This is a genomic window from Cyanobium sp. ULC082, from assembly GCF_977927535.1.
Genome location: NZ_OZ376398.1, coordinates 475623 through 491633 on the forward strand (window position 1 = coordinate 475623; position 16011 = coordinate 491633).

At 65.6% G+C, this 16011-nt stretch carries 13 protein-coding genes; 7 read left to right on the forward strand and 6 right to left on the reverse strand.

Features of this window, described 5'->3' with window-relative positions; translation table 11 throughout:
* Window positions 1–6: 6 nt before the first annotated feature.
* The 3 genes from holA to ACXMDY_RS11805 are packed head-to-tail and all read left to right on the forward strand — an operon-like array spanning window position 7 to window position 4157.
* The gene (gene holA, locus ACXMDY_RS11795) at window positions 7–975 is read left to right on the forward strand and encodes a DNA polymerase III subunit delta (protein WP_259702567.1); all 969 of its coding nucleotides are present in this window, start codon (window positions 7–9) and stop codon (window positions 973–975) included.
* A 35-nt stretch (window positions 976–1010) separates the two neighbouring features.
* A complete protein-coding gene (locus tag ACXMDY_RS11800; RefSeq protein ID WP_259702568.1) occupies window positions 1011–2822 on the forward strand; it encodes an aspartate kinase in 1812 nt (603 codons plus the stop codon).
* Window positions 2823–4157: a sugar transferase gene (locus ACXMDY_RS11805; protein WP_259702569.1), complete on the forward strand. Its 1335-nt coding sequence runs from the start codon at window positions 2823–2825 to the stop codon at window positions 4155–4157.
* Window positions 4158–4173: 16 nt separating this feature from the next.
* On the opposite strand, the gene uvrB is transcribed toward ACXMDY_RS11805, so the two are convergent.
* The 3 genes from uvrB to ACXMDY_RS11820 are packed head-to-tail and all read right to left on the reverse strand — an operon-like array spanning window position 4174 to window position 7531.
* Window positions 4174–6180 carry an excinuclease ABC subunit UvrB gene (uvrB, locus tag ACXMDY_RS11810; RefSeq protein ID WP_259702570.1) on the reverse strand — a complete coding sequence of 669 codons (2007 nt, stop codon included), beginning with the start codon at window positions 6178–6180 and terminating at the stop codon, window positions 4174–4176.
* Window positions 6181–6236: 56 nt separating this feature from the next.
* Complete coding sequence (locus tag ACXMDY_RS11815) at window positions 6237–6662, reverse strand: phage holin family protein (protein WP_259702571.1); 426 nt, start codon at window positions 6660–6662, stop codon at window positions 6237–6239.
* A gap of 38 nt (window positions 6663–6700) precedes the next feature.
* A complete protein-coding gene (locus tag ACXMDY_RS11820) occupies window positions 6701–7531 on the reverse strand; it encodes a DUF561 domain-containing protein (protein ID WP_259702572.1) in 831 nt (276 codons plus the stop codon).
* A gap of 117 nt (window positions 7532–7648) precedes the next feature.
* On the opposite strand from ACXMDY_RS11820, the gene tilS reads away from it, so the two are divergent.
* Both tilS and ACXMDY_RS11830 read left to right on the forward strand, forming a co-directional pair.
* Window positions 7649–8638 (forward strand): tRNA lysidine(34) synthetase TilS, encoded by a 990-nt coding sequence (gene tilS / locus ACXMDY_RS11825; protein ID WP_259702573.1) that lies wholly within the window; start codon window positions 7649–7651, stop codon window positions 8636–8638.
* Window positions 8631–9236, forward strand: a complete 606-nt coding sequence (locus ACXMDY_RS11830; RefSeq protein WP_259702574.1) for a hypothetical protein — start codon at window positions 8631–8633, stop codon at window positions 9234–9236. Before tilS ends, ACXMDY_RS11830 begins: the two co-directional genes overlap by 8 nt.
* Window positions 9237–9239: 3 nt before the next feature.
* Here the strand turns inward: ACXMDY_RS11830 and ACXMDY_RS11835 are convergent, their stop codons facing one another.
* The 3 genes from ACXMDY_RS11835 to ACXMDY_RS11845 all read right to left on the reverse strand — a co-directional run bounded on the left by ACXMDY_RS11835 (window position 9240) and on the right by ACXMDY_RS11845 (window position 13313).
* Window positions 9240–11219 carry a ribonuclease J gene (locus tag ACXMDY_RS11835; RefSeq protein ID WP_259702575.1) on the reverse strand — a complete coding sequence of 660 codons (1980 nt, stop codon included), beginning with the start codon at window positions 11217–11219 and terminating at the stop codon, window positions 9240–9242.
* Between the two features lie 97 nt (window positions 11220–11316).
* A complete protein-coding gene (dapA, locus tag ACXMDY_RS11840; RefSeq protein ID WP_259702576.1) occupies window positions 11317–12225 on the reverse strand; it encodes a 4-hydroxy-tetrahydrodipicolinate synthase in 909 nt (302 codons plus the stop codon).
* On the reverse strand, window positions 12222–13313 hold the full coding sequence (locus tag ACXMDY_RS11845; RefSeq protein ID WP_259702663.1) for an aspartate-semialdehyde dehydrogenase: 1092 nt from the start codon (window positions 13311–13313) through the stop codon (window positions 12222–12224). The genes dapA and ACXMDY_RS11845 overlap by 4 nt, the downstream gene beginning before the upstream one ends.
* Before the next feature lie 530 nt (window positions 13314–13843).
* Here ACXMDY_RS11845 and tig point away from each other — a divergent pair.
* Window positions 13844–15178 carry a trigger factor gene (tig, locus tag ACXMDY_RS11850; protein ID WP_259702577.1) on the forward strand — a complete coding sequence of 445 codons (1335 nt, stop codon included), beginning with the start codon at window positions 13844–13846 and terminating at the stop codon, window positions 15176–15178.
* A 100-nt stretch (window positions 15179–15278) separates the two neighbouring features.
* Window positions 15279–15959: an ATP-dependent Clp endopeptidase proteolytic subunit ClpP gene (gene clpP / locus ACXMDY_RS11855; protein WP_259702578.1), complete on the forward strand. Its 681-nt coding sequence runs from the start codon at window positions 15279–15281 to the stop codon at window positions 15957–15959.
* Window positions 15960–16011 lie beyond the last annotated feature (52 nt).

Sequence of the window (16011 nt, forward strand, 5' to 3'; positions counted from 1 at the left end):
ACCCTGATGCCGATCCATCTCTACTGGGGAGACGACGAAGCCAGCCGTAACAGGGCGGTGGAGTCTTTGATCGCAGCGGTGGTCGATCCCGGTTGGCAGAGCATCAACCTCACCCGCCTCGATGGCCAGGACCCGGCCCAGGCGGCCCAGGCCCTGAGCGAGGCCCGGACGCCACCCCTGGGGGGCGGTGACCGGGTGGTGCTGCTGCAGCGCAGTCCGTTCTGCAGTGGCTGCCCGGCCGAGCTGGCCGCGGTGTTGGAGGAGAGCCTGGGGCTGATCCCCGACCACAGCCACCTGGTGCTGATCAGCCCTGGCAAGCCGGATGCCCGGCTGCGCACCACCAAAGCCCTGAAGGCCGTTGCCCTGGAGCAGAGTTTTGCTCTGCCGGCGGTCTGGGATGGCAGCGGCCAGGTTGAACTGGTGCGTCGCACGGCCGAGGCGCTGGGCCACACGGTGGCGCCGGAAGCTCTGGAGGCCCTGGCGGAAGCGATCGGCAGCGACAGTGCCCGCCTCGCCAGTGAGCTGGAGAAGCTGGCGCTCTACTGCGGCCAGCGACCGATCGACCCGGCCGCCGTGGCGGCCCTGGTGGAATGCCACGCCACCAACAGCCTGCAGGTGGGCGATGCCCTGCTCGGCGGAGACCTGGGCAAGGCGATCAGCCTGCTCGATGCCCTGATCGCGGCCGGTGAGCCTTCGCTGCGGATTGTGGCGGCCCTGACCAGCCAGATCCGCGGCTGGCTGTGGGTGAGCCTGCTGGATGGCCAGGGGGAGCAGGACGTGACCGTGATCGCCAAGGCGGCTGGGATCGGCAACCCGAAGCGCATCTACGTGATGCGGAAACAGATCCGCGGCCGGCCAGCCGGCCGCTTCCTGCTGCTGCTCGGCCAGCTGCTGGAGGTGGAGGCGGCCCTGAAGCGGGGTGCGGAGCCCGGCGATGCCTTCCGCGATGGGTTCCTGGCGGCCTCCCCCCGATAATCAATCCATTCGCCCACCGTTGCGCGCAGACCGGGATGGCCCTGCTGGTACAGAAGTTCGGAGGCACCTCCCTCGGCAGCGTGGAGAGGATCCAGGCCGTGGCGCGGCGAATCGCGGCCAGCCGTGATGACGGCCACGACCTGGTGATCGTGGTTTCGGCCATGGGTCACACCACCGACGAACTCACCGGCCTGGCCCACGCCATCAACACCGACCCCCCCCAGCGCGAGCTGGACATGTTGCTGGCCACCGGCGAGCAGGTGTCGATCGCGCTGTTGTCGATGGCCCTCAATGCCCTGGGTGTGCCGGCGGTGTCGATGACAGGCACCCAGGTCGGGATCGTGACCGAATCGGCCCACGGCCGGGCCCGCATTCTCGAGGTCCGCACCGACCGGCTGCAGAAACTGCTCGAAGAGGGTCAGGTCGTCGTCGTGGCCGGCTTTCAGGGCACCAGCTGCGGCAGCGCCGGCACTCCGGAGATCACCACCCTGGGGCGGGGCGGCTCCGACACCTCGGCGGTGGCCCTGGCCGCGGCCCTGGGGGCGGCGGCCTGCGAGATCTACACCGATGTGGCTGGCGTACTCACCACCGATCCCCGCAAGGTGGACGACGCCCAGCTGATGGAGGCCGTGAGCTGCAACGAGATGCTGGAGTTGGCCAGCCTGGGAGCCGCCGTGCTGCATCCGCGGGCGGTGGAGATCGCCCGCAACTACGGCGTGCCGCTGGTGGTGCGCTCCAGCTGGAGCGATGCCCCCGGTACCCGCCTGACCAGCGGCGCCCCCCGCCGGATCGGCAGCGGCGGCCTGGAGCTGGGCAAGCCGGTGGATGGGGCCGAGCTGGACGATCACCAGGCCGTCCTGGCCCTCACCCATGTTCCCGATCACCCCGGCGTGGCGGCACGGCTGTTCGAAGCCCTCTCCGCCGCCGGCCTGAACGTGGACCTGATCGTCCAGTCCACTCAGCAGGGCGCCACCAACGACATCGCCTTCACGGTGACCGACGATCAGCTTGTGGCTGCCACGGCCGTGTGCCGCGCCCTTCTGACCGATCTGGGAGCCGAGCAAGCCGGCCTGACCAGTCAGGGGGGCCTCGCCAAGCTCAGCATTTCCGGAGCCGGAATCATGGGCCGCCCTGGCGTGGCGGCCCGGCTGTTCGACACCCTGGCCCGCTACGGGATCAACCTGCGCCTGATCGCCACCAGTGAGGTGAAGGTGAGCTGCGTGGTGGAGGGCAGCCAGGGGGCGAAGGCCCTGCGAGCCGCCGCCGAACTGTTCGAGCTGCCGGACACCCAGCTGCGTCAGAACCCGGTGGCCTGCGACCTGGGAGACCCGGCCGTGCGTGGCGTGGCTCTTGATCAGAACCAGGCCCAGGTGGCCGTGCGCCATGTGCCCGATCGCCCCGGCAGCGCCGCGGCGATCTGCCGGGCCCTGGCCGATGCCGGGATCAGCCTCGACACGATCGTCCAATCGGAGCGAACCCATGGAAACGATGGCGGGCCGGCCGGCAGCGGACTCAGCCGCGACATGAGCTTCACCCTGCGCCGCGACGACCTCGGACGGGCCAGGCGGGCCCTGCAGCCGCTGCTGATCCAGTGGCCCTCAGCTGCCTTCGAGGAAGGGATCGCCATCGCCCGGGTGAGTGCGGTCGGAGCAGGCATGCCGTGCACGCCCGGTACCGCCGCCCGCATGTTCCGCGCCCTGGCCGAGGCCGGGATCAACATCGAGATGATCGCCACCAGCGAAATTCGCACCAGCTGCGTGGTGGGCGAAGCCGATGGGGTACGCGCCCTCCAGGCTGTGCATGCCTGCTTCGGCCTGGGGGCTGCCTGCGTCGAGGCGGCCTGTTAGGTGCACTGGCTGCGCCACCGCCGCCTGCTGGCCCTGGCCGCCGGCTTTGACGCCCTGGGGGTGAGCCTGCTCGCCGTCTGGATCGACAAGGCACGCAACGGCCAGATCGAGCAGCAGCTTGGGCTCCTGGTGCTGATCGTGGTGATCTATTGGAGCCTCGGCTGGCTGTTCGGCTCCTACACCCTGCTGAAGGCACCGAGGCTGCGCTGGATTCAACTGCTGATCCGGGTGGGGCTGGCCGGCCTGGCCACGGTGATGGCTGGTGCCGTGCTGGGCTGGTTGCTGCAGGCGAGCCCCCAGGTCACCTTGCTGCACCGGGGAGCCCTGATCCCGCTGTTCGTGCTGGCGGCCACCTGGAGCGCCGCCGTGAGGATCGGCCTGCGGCGCCTCTCCCGGACAAACGGCCAGGGGCACTGGTTGATACTGGCCCACGCCGAAGAAGCGCCTTTGATCCGGCTCGAATGGGGCAGGCGTGGGATCAGCGACCTGCCGAGGATCCTGAGCCTGCCGGCTTCGGCGCCACTGGAAGCCGGCCTCACAGGCCAGCAGAGCAGCCCCGGCGGGGTCGCCATCAGTCCGGCGGTCCTCGGCCAGGCCAACATCCAGGGCGGCGTGGAGACGGTGGTGGCACGCGGCTGGGCGATCACCACCCTGGCCCAGCTGGCCGAGCAGGAGCTGCAGCGCATACCACCCCGCTGGGTCGGCGACCAGTGGATGCTGTTCTCTGGCCGGATCGAGGGGAGCCGGGTCGGATTCGAGCAGCAGCTCAAGCGTTACGCCGATGTGCTGATCAGTCTGATGCTGCTGGTGATCACCGCCCCGCTGATGGCGCTGGCAGCGCTGTTGATCAAGCTGAGCGATCGGGGCCCGATCCTCTACCGCCAGCGGCGGACCGGCCGACTGGGGCAGTCGTTCGACGTGATCAAGCTGCGCACGATGGTGGCGGATGCCGAAACGGAACAGGCCGTCTGGTCGGAACCCAACGATCAACGCATCACGGCTGTGGGGGCCTGGCTGCGACGCACCCGCCTGGATGAACTGCCCCAGCTGATCAATGTCCTGCGGGGTGAGATGAGCCTGATCGGACCACGGCCGGAGCGGCCGGAACTGGAGGGGGAACTGGTGAGCCGGATCCCGAACTATCGCCTCAGGCACTGGGCCATGCCCGGCCTGAGCGGCTGGGCCCAAGTGAACATGCCTTACACCTCAACCGTAGAGGATGCCGAGCTGAAGCTCAGCTACGACCTCTTTTACCTGCGGAACAGCAGCATCTGGCTCGACCTCCTGATCCTGTTCAAAACGATCAAGATCGTGCTCAAGGCCGCCGGCCGTTAACCGCCCATCTCCGGCCTTAATGGTTCCCGACCAATTTCTGGCGCAGCTTCTTGATGCGATCCCGAAACGTGCCGGCCTCTTCGAACTCCAGGTTCCTGGCCGCCGTCTTCATCTTCTCTTCAAGCTGAAGAATCAGCTCAGGCAGGGCATCAAGAGACACGTCATCCAGAAAGGCTCGGTCATCGACCACCTCAAGGGGATCGTCATTGAGACGACGGCTGAACTCCAGCGCAGAAAGAATGGAATTGCCGGCCCGCTTGCCGGCCGGGGAAGGGGTGATTCCGTGCTTCTCGTTGTAAGCGTGTTGAATGACACGGCGGCGCTCTGTTTCGGAGATCGCCCTGGCCATGGAATCGGTGAGGTTATCGGCATAGAGCAGCGCCCGGCCGCTGATGTGGCGTGCTGCCCGACCGATCGTCTGGATCAAGGAGCGCTCTGCCCGCAGAAAGCCCTCCTTGTCGGCATCAAGAATCGCCACCAGCGACACCTCAGGCAGATCCAGCCCTTCCCGCAGCAGATTGACGCCCACAAGGGCATCGAAGACGCCGTTGCGAAGGTCCTGGATGATTTCAATCCGCTCAATGGAGTGGATCTCCGAGTGGAGATAGCGCACCCGCAGACCGTTCTCGGCCAGATAATCGGTGAGATCCTCGGCCATCCGCTTGGTGAGGGTGGTGATCAGGCTGCGCTCGCCCCGATCGGCCCGCTGCCGGATTTCACCAAGCAGATCGTCCACCTGGCCCTCACTCGGGCGCACCTCCACCACCGGGTCGAGCACGCCGGTCGGCCGGATCACCTGCTCGGCGATCTGGCCCACGCTCTGCTCCAGCTCCCAGCTGCCCGGGGTGGCTGACACGAAGATCGTCTGGTGAGCCTTTCCCCAGAACTCCTCGGCTTTGAGCGGTCGGTTATCGGCGGCGCTGGGCAGCCTGAAGCCATGGTCGATCAGAACCTGCTTGCGGGCCCGGTCGCCGTTGTACATCGCATGGAGCTGGGAGCAGGTGACGTGACTCTCATCCACCACCAGCAGCCAGTCGTCGGGGAAGTAATCAATCAGGCACTCAGGGGGAGTGCCCGCCGGCCGGCCGGCCAGATGACGGGCATAGTTCTCGACCCCATTGCAGTAGCCGACTTCCTTGAGCATCTCCAGGTCGTAGGCGGTGCGCTGCTCCAGTCGCTGGGCCTCCAGCAACTTGCCCTGGCTGTAGAGCTCATCAAGCCGCAACCGCAACTCATCGCGGATCGCAGCAACGGCGGCCTCAAGCCGATCCTTGGGGGTCACGAAGTGCTTGGCGGGATAGATGTTCACCGTGTCCAGGCTCTGCAGGATCTCACCGGTGGTGGGATCCACATAACGGATCGCCTCCACCTCGTCCCCGAACAATTCAATCCGCACCAGCCGGTCTTCGTAGGCCGGACCGATTTCGAGCACATCTCCCTTGACCCGGAAGCGACCTCGGCCAGGTTCCACATCGTTGCGGGAATACTGGTTGTTGACCAGCTCCCGCAGAGAACCACGCAGATTGAGCGTCTCTCCGACCTGGAACCTGACAGCGGCCTTCAGATATTCGGAAGGAATTCCAAGCCCATAAATACAACTGATCGAGGCCACAACGATCACATCGCGCCGCTCAAAAAGCGAACGGGTGGCCGAGTGTCGCAGCATGTCGATCTCTTCGTTGATCGAGGCTGTCTTGGCGATATAGGTATCCGAAACCGGCACATAGGCCTCGGGCTGGTAATAGTCGTAATAGGAAATGAAATATTCAACGGCGTTGTTGGGGAAGAATTCCCGCAGCTCATTGCAGAGCTGGGCCGCCAGGGTCTTGTTGTGGGCAAGCACCAGGGCCGGTCGGCCGGTGCGGGCGATCACATTGGCGATCGAGAAGGTCTTGCCGGTGCCGGTGGCCCCCAGCAGGGTCTGGAAACGCTCGCCACCCTCTACCCCCTTGGTGAGAGCGGCGATGGCGGAGGGCTGGTCTCCTTTGGGCTCGTAGGGCGCCTCAAGCTGGAATCGGGCCATGCCCGTCGGGAATCAGGCGAAGCCTGAACAGGAGGAGCCGGATTCTAAGAAGGGTTTCAGGCCACGGCGCCACCCACCAGCGCCGCAGCACGGGTGAAGGCCACATCAAGACCCAGCAGGCGCAGGATCACGGCACTGAGCACGCTGTAGACCAGAGAGCCCAGGATGGCGCTCACCAGGCCGTTCTTGAGCCGGAAGCCCTGGATCAGCCAGGCCGCCAGAGCAAACAGAACGATGCTGATCAGCCAGTTGAACAGCAGCGACACCGGGCTGATCAGGCCACCCAGGGAGGTAACGGCCCAGACGGGACCGAGGAGCAGCTTCAGGGGCCAGATCAGCAGGGTGCCGAGCAGGCCGATCACCACCGCTGAGATCAGAGCCGTGGTGAAGTTGGCCATCTCGACCCCAAGGGGGAGGGCCGCCACGATCAACAGCACTAGGGCGCGGATCGGCCACTGCAGCAACCAGACAAGAGCTCCCATAAACCCAACAATCAACTCCGCAAGATTAGGCAGGAAGGTCAATCCCCTCGACCGATGACCCCGCTGTCTCCACGGACTGTCATCTCCCCATCCAGGGCAGGCGGCGCGGCTCCTGCTGGTGCCGCCAGGGCCTCTTTGAGGCTGCGCACCACGGCCACCATCGCGATCTCATCCGTGAGTCGATTCACAGCGGAACCGACGCCGACGCCGCTGGCCCCAGCGGCGATCGCCATCGGCACCGTCACAGCCGACAGGCCGGAGGCGCAGAGCACGGGAAGCGGGGCGCCGCACCACTGCAGGGCCCGGCTGATCGCATGGGCGGCGGCCAGGGTGGGGGCGGCCTTTTCAATCAGCCCCAGGGCACCGGCGCTGAATGGGCGGGCACTGGTGCCTCCCTCCGTCTGGATCAGGTCGGCGCCGGCGGCCACCAGGTCCACAGCCAGCTGCTCCTGCTGATCGATGGGCAGCACATGGGGCACGGTGACGGAGAGCACCACATCAGGCAGCAACCGGCGCGTTCTGAGCGTCAGGGCGATCACCTCCTCAGCGCCGAAGCGGCGGCCCAGCGGATAGAAAGCATCGAAATTGCCGATCTCCACGATCGTCGCCCCGGCGGCCACGGCGGCAGGGAAGAGCTCCGGATCCACTGCCGAGGCACAGATCGGCAGGCCCGAGACGCTGGCCGCGAGGGACACCAGCTCAGGAGTGCAGGCGACATCGATCAGGTCAGCACCCCCGGCGGCTGCAGCCCTGCTGATCCGCTCCACAGAAACCGCATCGTGGTTGGTGAGTCCGGCGATCACCTTCAAAAGCTGCCGTGAGAGCAGCGCCGCCTGGAGTTCGGCAGGCAGGCTGGAAAGACGCGACATCGACGGACGGAGCAGTTGGAAGCGATTCTCCCACCCGAAAGCACAGGGGAGCCGGACACCCGCCATCCCCCGAAGCCGCCCTGGGGTCCGCTGCACCAGAAGCTGCATCAGGAATTGGTGCACCGTCCCAGCCTGCTGCCGGCAGGCGAACGACTGCTGCTGGCGGTCTCAGGGGGCCAGGATTCGATGGCCCTGACCCGCTTGCTGCTCGACCTCAGTCGTTTGCACCACTGGGAGCTGCAGCTCTGGCACGGCAACCATGGCTGGCGGCCTGAAGCCGCCGACCAGGCTGCGGAACTGGCCGCCTGGTCGGCCCAGCAGGGACTCCCCATCCATTTGGAGCAGGCAGAGCCAGCACCCGGGAGCGAAGCCGCGGGGCGTTCCTGGCGCTACGCGCGGCTGCTGCACTGGGCCCGACAGCTGGGGAGCCAGCATGTGCTGACAGGCCACACCGCCACCGATCGGGCCGAAACGGTTCTGCTGAACCTGGCCCGCGGAACCCACCGGCGTGGACTGTGCAGCCTGCGCCGCCACCGTTCCTTCGGGGCGGGCCGCTGGCTGGTGCGGCCCCTGCTGAGCCTCAGCCGGGAAGAGACAGCGGCCTTCTGCGCCGCCTGGGAGGTGCCGGTCTGGCTCGACTCAGGCAACGACCAGTTGCGCCACAGCCGCAACCGGATCCGTCACCAGGTGATCCCTGTGCTGGAGGACCTTCATCCAGGTGCCAGCCGCCGGATCAGCGCCCTGGCCGAGCGCCTGGAGCAGGATTCGCTCGAAGAACTGCTCGGGCTGGCCCTGGAGCGGTTGGTGGATCCAGCCGCGCCGAAGCGGCTGAGCCGGGGGGCCCTGAGCACCTGCTCCAGCAGTTGTCAGGACCTGCTGCTGCACCATTGGCTGGAGCAGCAAACGGGCCGCAAGCTGTCCTCAAGGCCGGTGGAGCTGCTCAGCCAGCGCTTGCGGGAGCGGCCGGAGCCTGGCAGCCTCGACGTTGGCGGGGGCTGGCGGCTGGAATGGCAGAAGGACACCCTTCTGCTGCTTGAGCCGGACAACCGATCCCCTGCCACGCACCGGCACCCACCACCCAACGAAGACAATCCCTCCGATGGCTGAGCCCACCGATCCTGGCCTGTTCGATCAGTCCGAACGATTCGATCAGGCCTACAGAGAAGTGGAGCTCTCCTACAGCGAGGGGCGCTTCCAGGAGGCCCTGCAGCAGGCCGATGTCCTGCTGGAGCAACACTCTCCCGGTGAGGGCGATCCCCGGACCGAGCGGCTGAAACTGATCCTCGGCCACATCCACCTGCATGGCCTGCAGCAGCCCGAGCGCGCCATCGGCCACTACCAGAATGTTCTCGACACCGGCAGCACACCCACCTACCGCGACCTGGCCGAGCAAGGCCTGAGCCTCTGTCAGGACGCGATCGCCCGATCGGCCACCATCCTGCCGGCCGGCATGACGGACAGTGCCAGGGCGGGAATCGCCTCACCGGCGATGCCCTGGTTGCTGGAGTCGGGCTCCGGCCCCTCTGGGCAGGATCTGGATTTCTCGATCGAACCGGTTCGGGTCGAGGAGCTGATCTTCACCGCACCCGCCGCTTCGAAGGGTCCGGCAATGGCGCAACCCTCCCAGACCAAAGCCTCCCTGGCCGTTGATCCCCTGGCCGAGGCTGAGCTGGCCAGGGGGCTGCTGAGGGTGGTGCTGAGCTGACGCTCAGCCTGCGGCCGTTGAGCGGCGGCGGCGCACCCGGTTGGCAGGCATCTCCGGCTCTTCCGATGGGGCGGCGATCACGGCAGCGGCGATCACCGGTGCCTTGGTCACCACAGCCGCCACCGCAGTGGTGGCCGGAGCCGGCTCGTTGCGAGGTCCGACATTGCGGATCACTTCACGGCTGGTTTCGCGACCACCCTGCCGGCCAGAGCGACCAGCCGGACGGGTATCCGGCTCAGCATCGGCCCGCCCCTTGTAGGCGGGTGTGCCAGCGGGAGCCGGCTGAACCAGACAGATGATCAGGGGTTCCACCTGCAATTCGCGACGCAGTCGCCGCTGCAGCCCCACTTCGATCTCCCGCTGGACACCCACCCAATCCACCTCCGGGGCGGTGCCACCGGTCTGGCGGCAAAGCTGGTTCCAGCGGTTTTCGAGCACCCAGCCGATCTCACGCTCAGCCCAGATCGAGAGCTTGCGGGCATCGGCCGTGGTGACCACGCCGCGGAGGTTGACCCGTGGTGGCGCTCCCATCACACCGTCGGTGCTGATCACGGTGAGCAGGGTGATCACGCCGTCTTCCGCCAGTTGCTGGCGTTCCTTGAGCACCCGGGCATCGACGATGCCGTTGCGGGAGGCATCGAGCAGTTCAATACCCGCCTTGACCGGATCCCCCTTGCGGATCGAATCAGGGGTGAGCTCCACCACATCACCGTTATCGACGATCAGGATGTGATCAGCCGGCACACCCATCGACTGGGCGGTCTTGGAATGGCAGACCAGCATGCGGTGCTCGCCATGCACCGGTACGAAATACTTCGGCCTGGTCAGAGCCAGCATCAGCTTGTGATCCTCCTGGGAGCCATGGCCGGATACATGGATACCTTCTCCTTTGCCATAAACAACCTTGGCACCAAGCATCATCAACCGATCAATCGTGTTGACCACGGAGATCGTGTTCCCGGGAATCGGGCTGGCTGAGAAGATGATCGTGTCAGTGGACTTGACCTGCACCTGGGGGTGCTCGGATCGGGAGATGCGGCTGAGGGCCGCCAGCTCCTCACCCTGGCTGCCGGTCATCAGCAGGAGGGTTTCACGATCGGGCAGGTCACGGATCTGCTTGATCGGCACAAACAGATCATCCGGGCAACGGATATAACCAAGCTCGCGGGCCTTGGCGATCACATTGAGCATGGAACGGCCGAGCAGGCCCACTTTGCGACCATGCTTGAGCGCCAGCTCGAGAATCATCGAAACCCGGTGAACCGAACTGGCGAACGTGGTCACGATCACCCGGCCTTCTGCGCTGGCGAAGTGGCGATCGAGATTGGGAAACACCGCCCGTTCAGGGGGGGTGAAACCTGGCAGTTCGGCGTTGGTGGAATCACTGAACAGGCAGAGCACCCCCTGCTCTCCGTAATGGGCCATGCGCTGGATGTCGAAGAATTCGCCATCCACAGGAGTGTGATCGAACTTGAAGTCGCCGGTGAACACAATCACACCAACAGGGGTGGTGATGGCCAGGCTGAAGCTGTCGGCGATCGAGTGGGTGTTACGGATGAACTCCACCTGGAAGTGCTGTCCCACCTTGACAACATCCCGTGGGCTGACGGTCTGGATCACGGTGCGGTCGGTGACCGCCGCCTCTTCCATCTTTCCCTGCAACATCGACATGGCCAACCGCGGGCCATAGATCACGGGAATGCTGAAGTTCTTGAGGTGATGGGGGATGCCACCGATGTGATCCTCATGTCCGTGGGTCACGATCATGCCCCGGATGCGCTTCTGGTTCTCGCGCAGGTAGCTGGTGTCAGGCAGCACCACATTGACGCCGTGCATGCCATCGCTGGGAAAGGCGAGGCCGGCATCGACGAGCATCAGATCATCGCCGTACTCGAACACACAGGTGTTCTTGCCGATCTCATGGAGGCCGCCGAGGGGAATCACCCTCAGGGTGGGCTTGGTGCCGTTGGTGGTAGTGCTCATGGGTTGGAACATCCGGGGTGAATCCGGGGAGGGGAAAACTGGAGGGGCCTGAAGCAGAGATCTCCGGGCCAGGGTGCGCCGGAGGTGAGCCGTGGCGTCAGGTGGGACGCAGGGCAGCCAGGGCGGTGGTCAGGCGGTCGCGCACGTCGCTGTCGGCGGAAACAAGAGGGAGGCGGGGGGAACCGACGGGCCAGCCCTCGAGCTCCAGAGCCGCCTTGACGGGAATCGGATTGGTGGTGGAGAACAGGGCCCGGCAGAGGGGCAGCAACCTGTCATGCAGGGCCAGGGCGCCAGGGTGGTCGCCGCCCAGAAAAGCCTGGATCATCTGCTGGATCTGGCGACCGACCAGATGGCTGGCCACGCTCACAACCCCGACCGCTCCGACGGCGAGCATCGGCAGCGTGAGGGCGTCATCACCGCTGTAGATGGCCAGACGGTTCCCGCAGAGCTGGCGAAGCCGGCTGACCTCATCGATGCTGCCGCTGGCCGCCTTGAAACTCACCACATTGGGGAGGTCCATCAGGCGGGCGGTGGTTTCGGCCGAAAGGCTGCAGCCGGTGCGGCCTGGAATGTTGTAGAGCATCACCGGCATGGTTGGAGCCGCCATGGCGATCGCTCGGAAATGGGCTTCCAGCCCCTCCTGGGGAGGCTTGTTGTAATAGGGAACCACCACCAGCGCACCATCCGCTCCCTGGTCCTGCGCCTGGCCGATGGCCTGGACCGCCTCAGCGGTGCAGTTGCTGCCTGTGCCGGCGATCACCAGGGCCCGCTCCCCGACCGCCGCCTTCACCGTGGCAAGCAAATCGTGCTGTTCCTCCCAGCTCAGCGTGGGGGATTCACCGGTGGTGCCACAGACCACCAGGCCATCGGAGCCATGGTTCACCAGGTGCTCGGCCAGACGGCCGGCCTGGAGAAGATCCACCGATCCGTCGGCGGCGAAGGGGGTGACCATCGCGGTGACCACCCGCCCGAATGGAATGGTGGAGCTGGAGAGGACCGCGTTCAAGCAACACCTCCCAGCGACACGGCAGACAGGGAGGGAATCGCCTGAGCCGGCTCCAGCAGCAGTTCAGCGATCTGGATGGCATTGAGCGCAGCCCCCTTGCGGATCTGATCTCCGCAGAGCCAGAGCTCCAACGCCCGGGGGTCGCTGATGTCCTGACGGATGCGGCCGATCGCCACGGGGTCGCGACCGGTCACATCGGTTGGCATCGGGAAGCGATTCGTCGCGAAGTCCTCGATCAACTCAACACCCGCCGCCGCCGCCAGCAGATCCCTGGCCTCCTCGACCGGAAAGGGTTCCGAGAAAGCGATGTTGACCGCCTCGGAATGGGCGCGCAACACAGGAACCCGCACACAGGTGGCCGTGAGCCGCAGATCAGGCAAGCCAAGGATCTTGCGGGTTTCATTCACCATCTTCAGCTCCTCCTCGCAGTAGCCATTGGGCTGCAGAGGCGAGTTGTGCAGAAAGAGATTGAAGGCCAGGGAATGGGGCAGCACCGCGCTGATCGGATCACCACCGTCGAGCACGGTGCGGCTCAGCTGCCGCAACTCCTCCATTGCCCGGGCACCGGCTCCGCTGGCGGATTGATAGGTGCTCACGACGACCCGCTCGATCGGCCGACGCGCCTGCAACGGTGCCAGGGCCAGGGTCAGCAGGATCGTGGTGCAGTTCGGATTGGCAATGATTCCCTGATGGGAAGTGGCGGCCTGGGGATTCACCTCCGGCACCACCAGAGGAACGAGCGGATCCAGGCGAAAGGCACTGGAGTTGTCGATCACCAAAGCCCCTGCCGAAACCGCAACGGGGGCCCACTGCCTGGAGATCGAGCCACCGGCCGAAGCCAGCACCAGATCCACTCCCGCCAAGGCTTCGGTCGTCACCGCCTGCACCCTCAGCTCCCGGCCCTGCCAGGAGATGAGCTGACCGGCGGAACGTGGCGAGGCAAGCAACCGGAGTTCCCCCACCGGAAACCGACGCTCCGCCAGCAGGGCCAGCAACTCCTGGCCAACGGCACCGGTGGCGCCGAGCACGGCGACGACCAGGGGCCGCTGGGGCAGGAACGGGGAGGGCGAAACGGAGGACAACGGCAGCGAAGAGCTAGGGCTTGAGCTTGGAGTTGGGCTTGGCGGCAGAGGATCGGATCCGACGTCTGGAATCAAAGGTGTTGGATCAGAAGCGTTGAAGCGGAACCAGGAAGCTGATACGCAACTTGATTGATTCGGAAATCAGCTTGCGGGACGTTGAGGCTGGCGATCAGGACTGTTCCGATCGATGGGTGGATTGCCTGGCGCAGGAGCGAGGGAGGTCCAGGGAGAAAAAGAAGAGCTGGCCTGAAATCAGAAACGGCAGGGTGAAGAAATGAAAGTGAAAAAACTGAGGATCGGCTTCTTGGAGGCTGGCTTCTCTTGAGAGCCAGTAAGCACTGTTCCTGGAAGTGATCCTGGAAGCGTGGGGACTCAGCGGAGCCGGACCTCACATTTTGTTCTCAAATGATCATACGCCCAGTCAGGCCATGCTCCCCGCGATCACGACCCGGCTGAACGGGCTGAACTGGGGTGGCGGCAGCATGGGTTTCTAGGATCGACGGCTGCCCTGCATCGCCGGTCCGGCCGGTCCGCCCATGAGCTCCGCCCTGAAGGTCAAGACCAGTCCCCGTCCTGGCAGCCGGTTGGCCCTGGAAGTGGAGATTCCCGGCGGTCGCTCCCAGGCCAGCTACGAAGCGGCCGTGACGAAACTGAGCCGTAGCGTGCGCCTGCCCGGCTTCCGTCAGGGCAAGGTGCCCCGTCCGGTGCTGTTGCAGCAGATCGGCCCTCTGCGGATCCGGGCCACCGCCCTGGAAGATCTTGTCGACGGTGTCTGGCGCGACGCCCTCAAGCAGGAGGAGATCGCCGCCCTCAGCAATCCGGAGCTGAGCGAGGGCTTTGAAGCCCTGCTGGCAAGGTTCAGCCCTGGTGAGACGCTCACCGTCACCCTTGAGCTGGACATCCAGCCCACCCCCAGCCTCAGAACCACCAAGGGATTGGTGGCGCAGGCCGAAGCCATCCTGTTTGACCCTGCCCGGGTGGATGCGTTGATCGAGCAGTCACGCCGAGATCTCGCCGCCATGGTTCCAGTCGAGGGACGCCCTGCCGCAAGCGGCGATCTGGCGGTGGTGAGCTTCAGCGGTTCCTATGCCGACAACGGTGAGCCGATCCTCGGTGGCAGCGCCGACGATCTGGAGGTGGAACTGGAGGACGGCCGGATGATCCCAGGCTTCGTGGAGGGAATCCTCGGAATGGAGTCGGGCGAGACCCGCACCATTGCCTGCCAGTTCCCAGCCGATTACCCCCAGGAAGACGCCCGGGGCAGGGAAGCCAGCTTCACGATCACCCTGAACGATCTCAAGGCCCGTGAACTGCCTGAGCTGGATGATGCCTTCGCGCAGCAGGCCAGCGAACTGCCGACCCTGGCCGAGATGCGAGCCGACCTTGAGCAGCGCCTGCGGGACGACACCGAGCGCCGCGCCCGCGCCGGCCGCCAGGACGCACTGCTGAAGGCGCTGGTCGAGGAGCTGGAGGTTGAGCTTCCCGAAACCCTGATTCAGCAGGAGATCCGGGCCCTGATCGAGCAGACCGCCAGTCAGGTGGCGCAGCAGGGCATGGACGTCAAGAGCCTCTTCACTCCAGAACTTGTCCGCAACCTGATCGACAGCTCACGGCCCGAGGCCGAACAGCGGCTCAAGCGCGGGTTCGCACTTCAGGCCCTGGCCAGCGCCGAACAGATCGCGGTGGAAGACGACGAAATTGAAGCCAAGCTCAAGGAAGTCCGCACCGGCCTGAGCAAGAACGAGAGCATCGATCCGACGCGCCTGCGCGGAGCTGTCGCGGAAGATCTCCTCCGCAACAAGCTGCTGAGCTGGCTGGAAACAAACAGCACCATCACCGAATCAGAGCCTGAACCGACCCAGGAGGTCTAGGCCTCTCAGGCAGACGAGGTGCAGGCCGGGGCCAAGCCGACGGCGGCGGAGGCTGAGACAGCCATAGATTGAAATCCCTCTCCCCATACGAGTTGGCTGCGTGATCAACGCCGTTCGTCCCCATCCGATTCAGAACCGCTGGCAGGGCTGCCGTCCTGCCGCCATCCGCGACACCACTCCCCAGGCCGCCCCTGGGGTCCTGCCCACGGTGGTCGAGCAATCGGGGCGGGGTGAGCGGGCTTTCGACATCTACTCCCGTCTGCTTCGGGAGCGGATCATCTTCCTGGGCACCGGCATCGACGATGCGGTGGCCGATTCCCTGGTGGCCCAGCTGCTGTTCCTCGAAGCGGAAGATCCCGAAAAGGACATCCAGATCTACATCAATTCTCCAGGCGGCTCGGTCACCTCGGGGCTGGCCATCTACGACACGATGCAGCAGGTGGCTCCGGATGTGGTCACCATCTGCTACGGGCTGGCGGCCAGCATGGGGGCCTTCCTGCTCACCGGTGGCGCCAAAGGCAAACGCCTGGCCCTGCCGAATGCGCGGATCATGATCCACCAGCCGCTCGGGGGGGCCCAAGGCCAGGCCGTTGACATCGAGATCCAGGCCAGGGAAATCCTCTACCTCAAGGACACCCTGAATGGATTGATGGCGGAACACACGGGTCAGCCGCTGGCCAGGATTGCCGAGGACACCGACCGGGATTACTTTTTGTCTCCACCGGAAGCTGTGGCCTACGGGCTGATCGATCGGGTTTTCGACGACGCGACATCGCTCTGAACCCGAGCGTTTCGGCTCTTCACCTTCCCCTTTGCTCCGAAGCTCCCGCCTG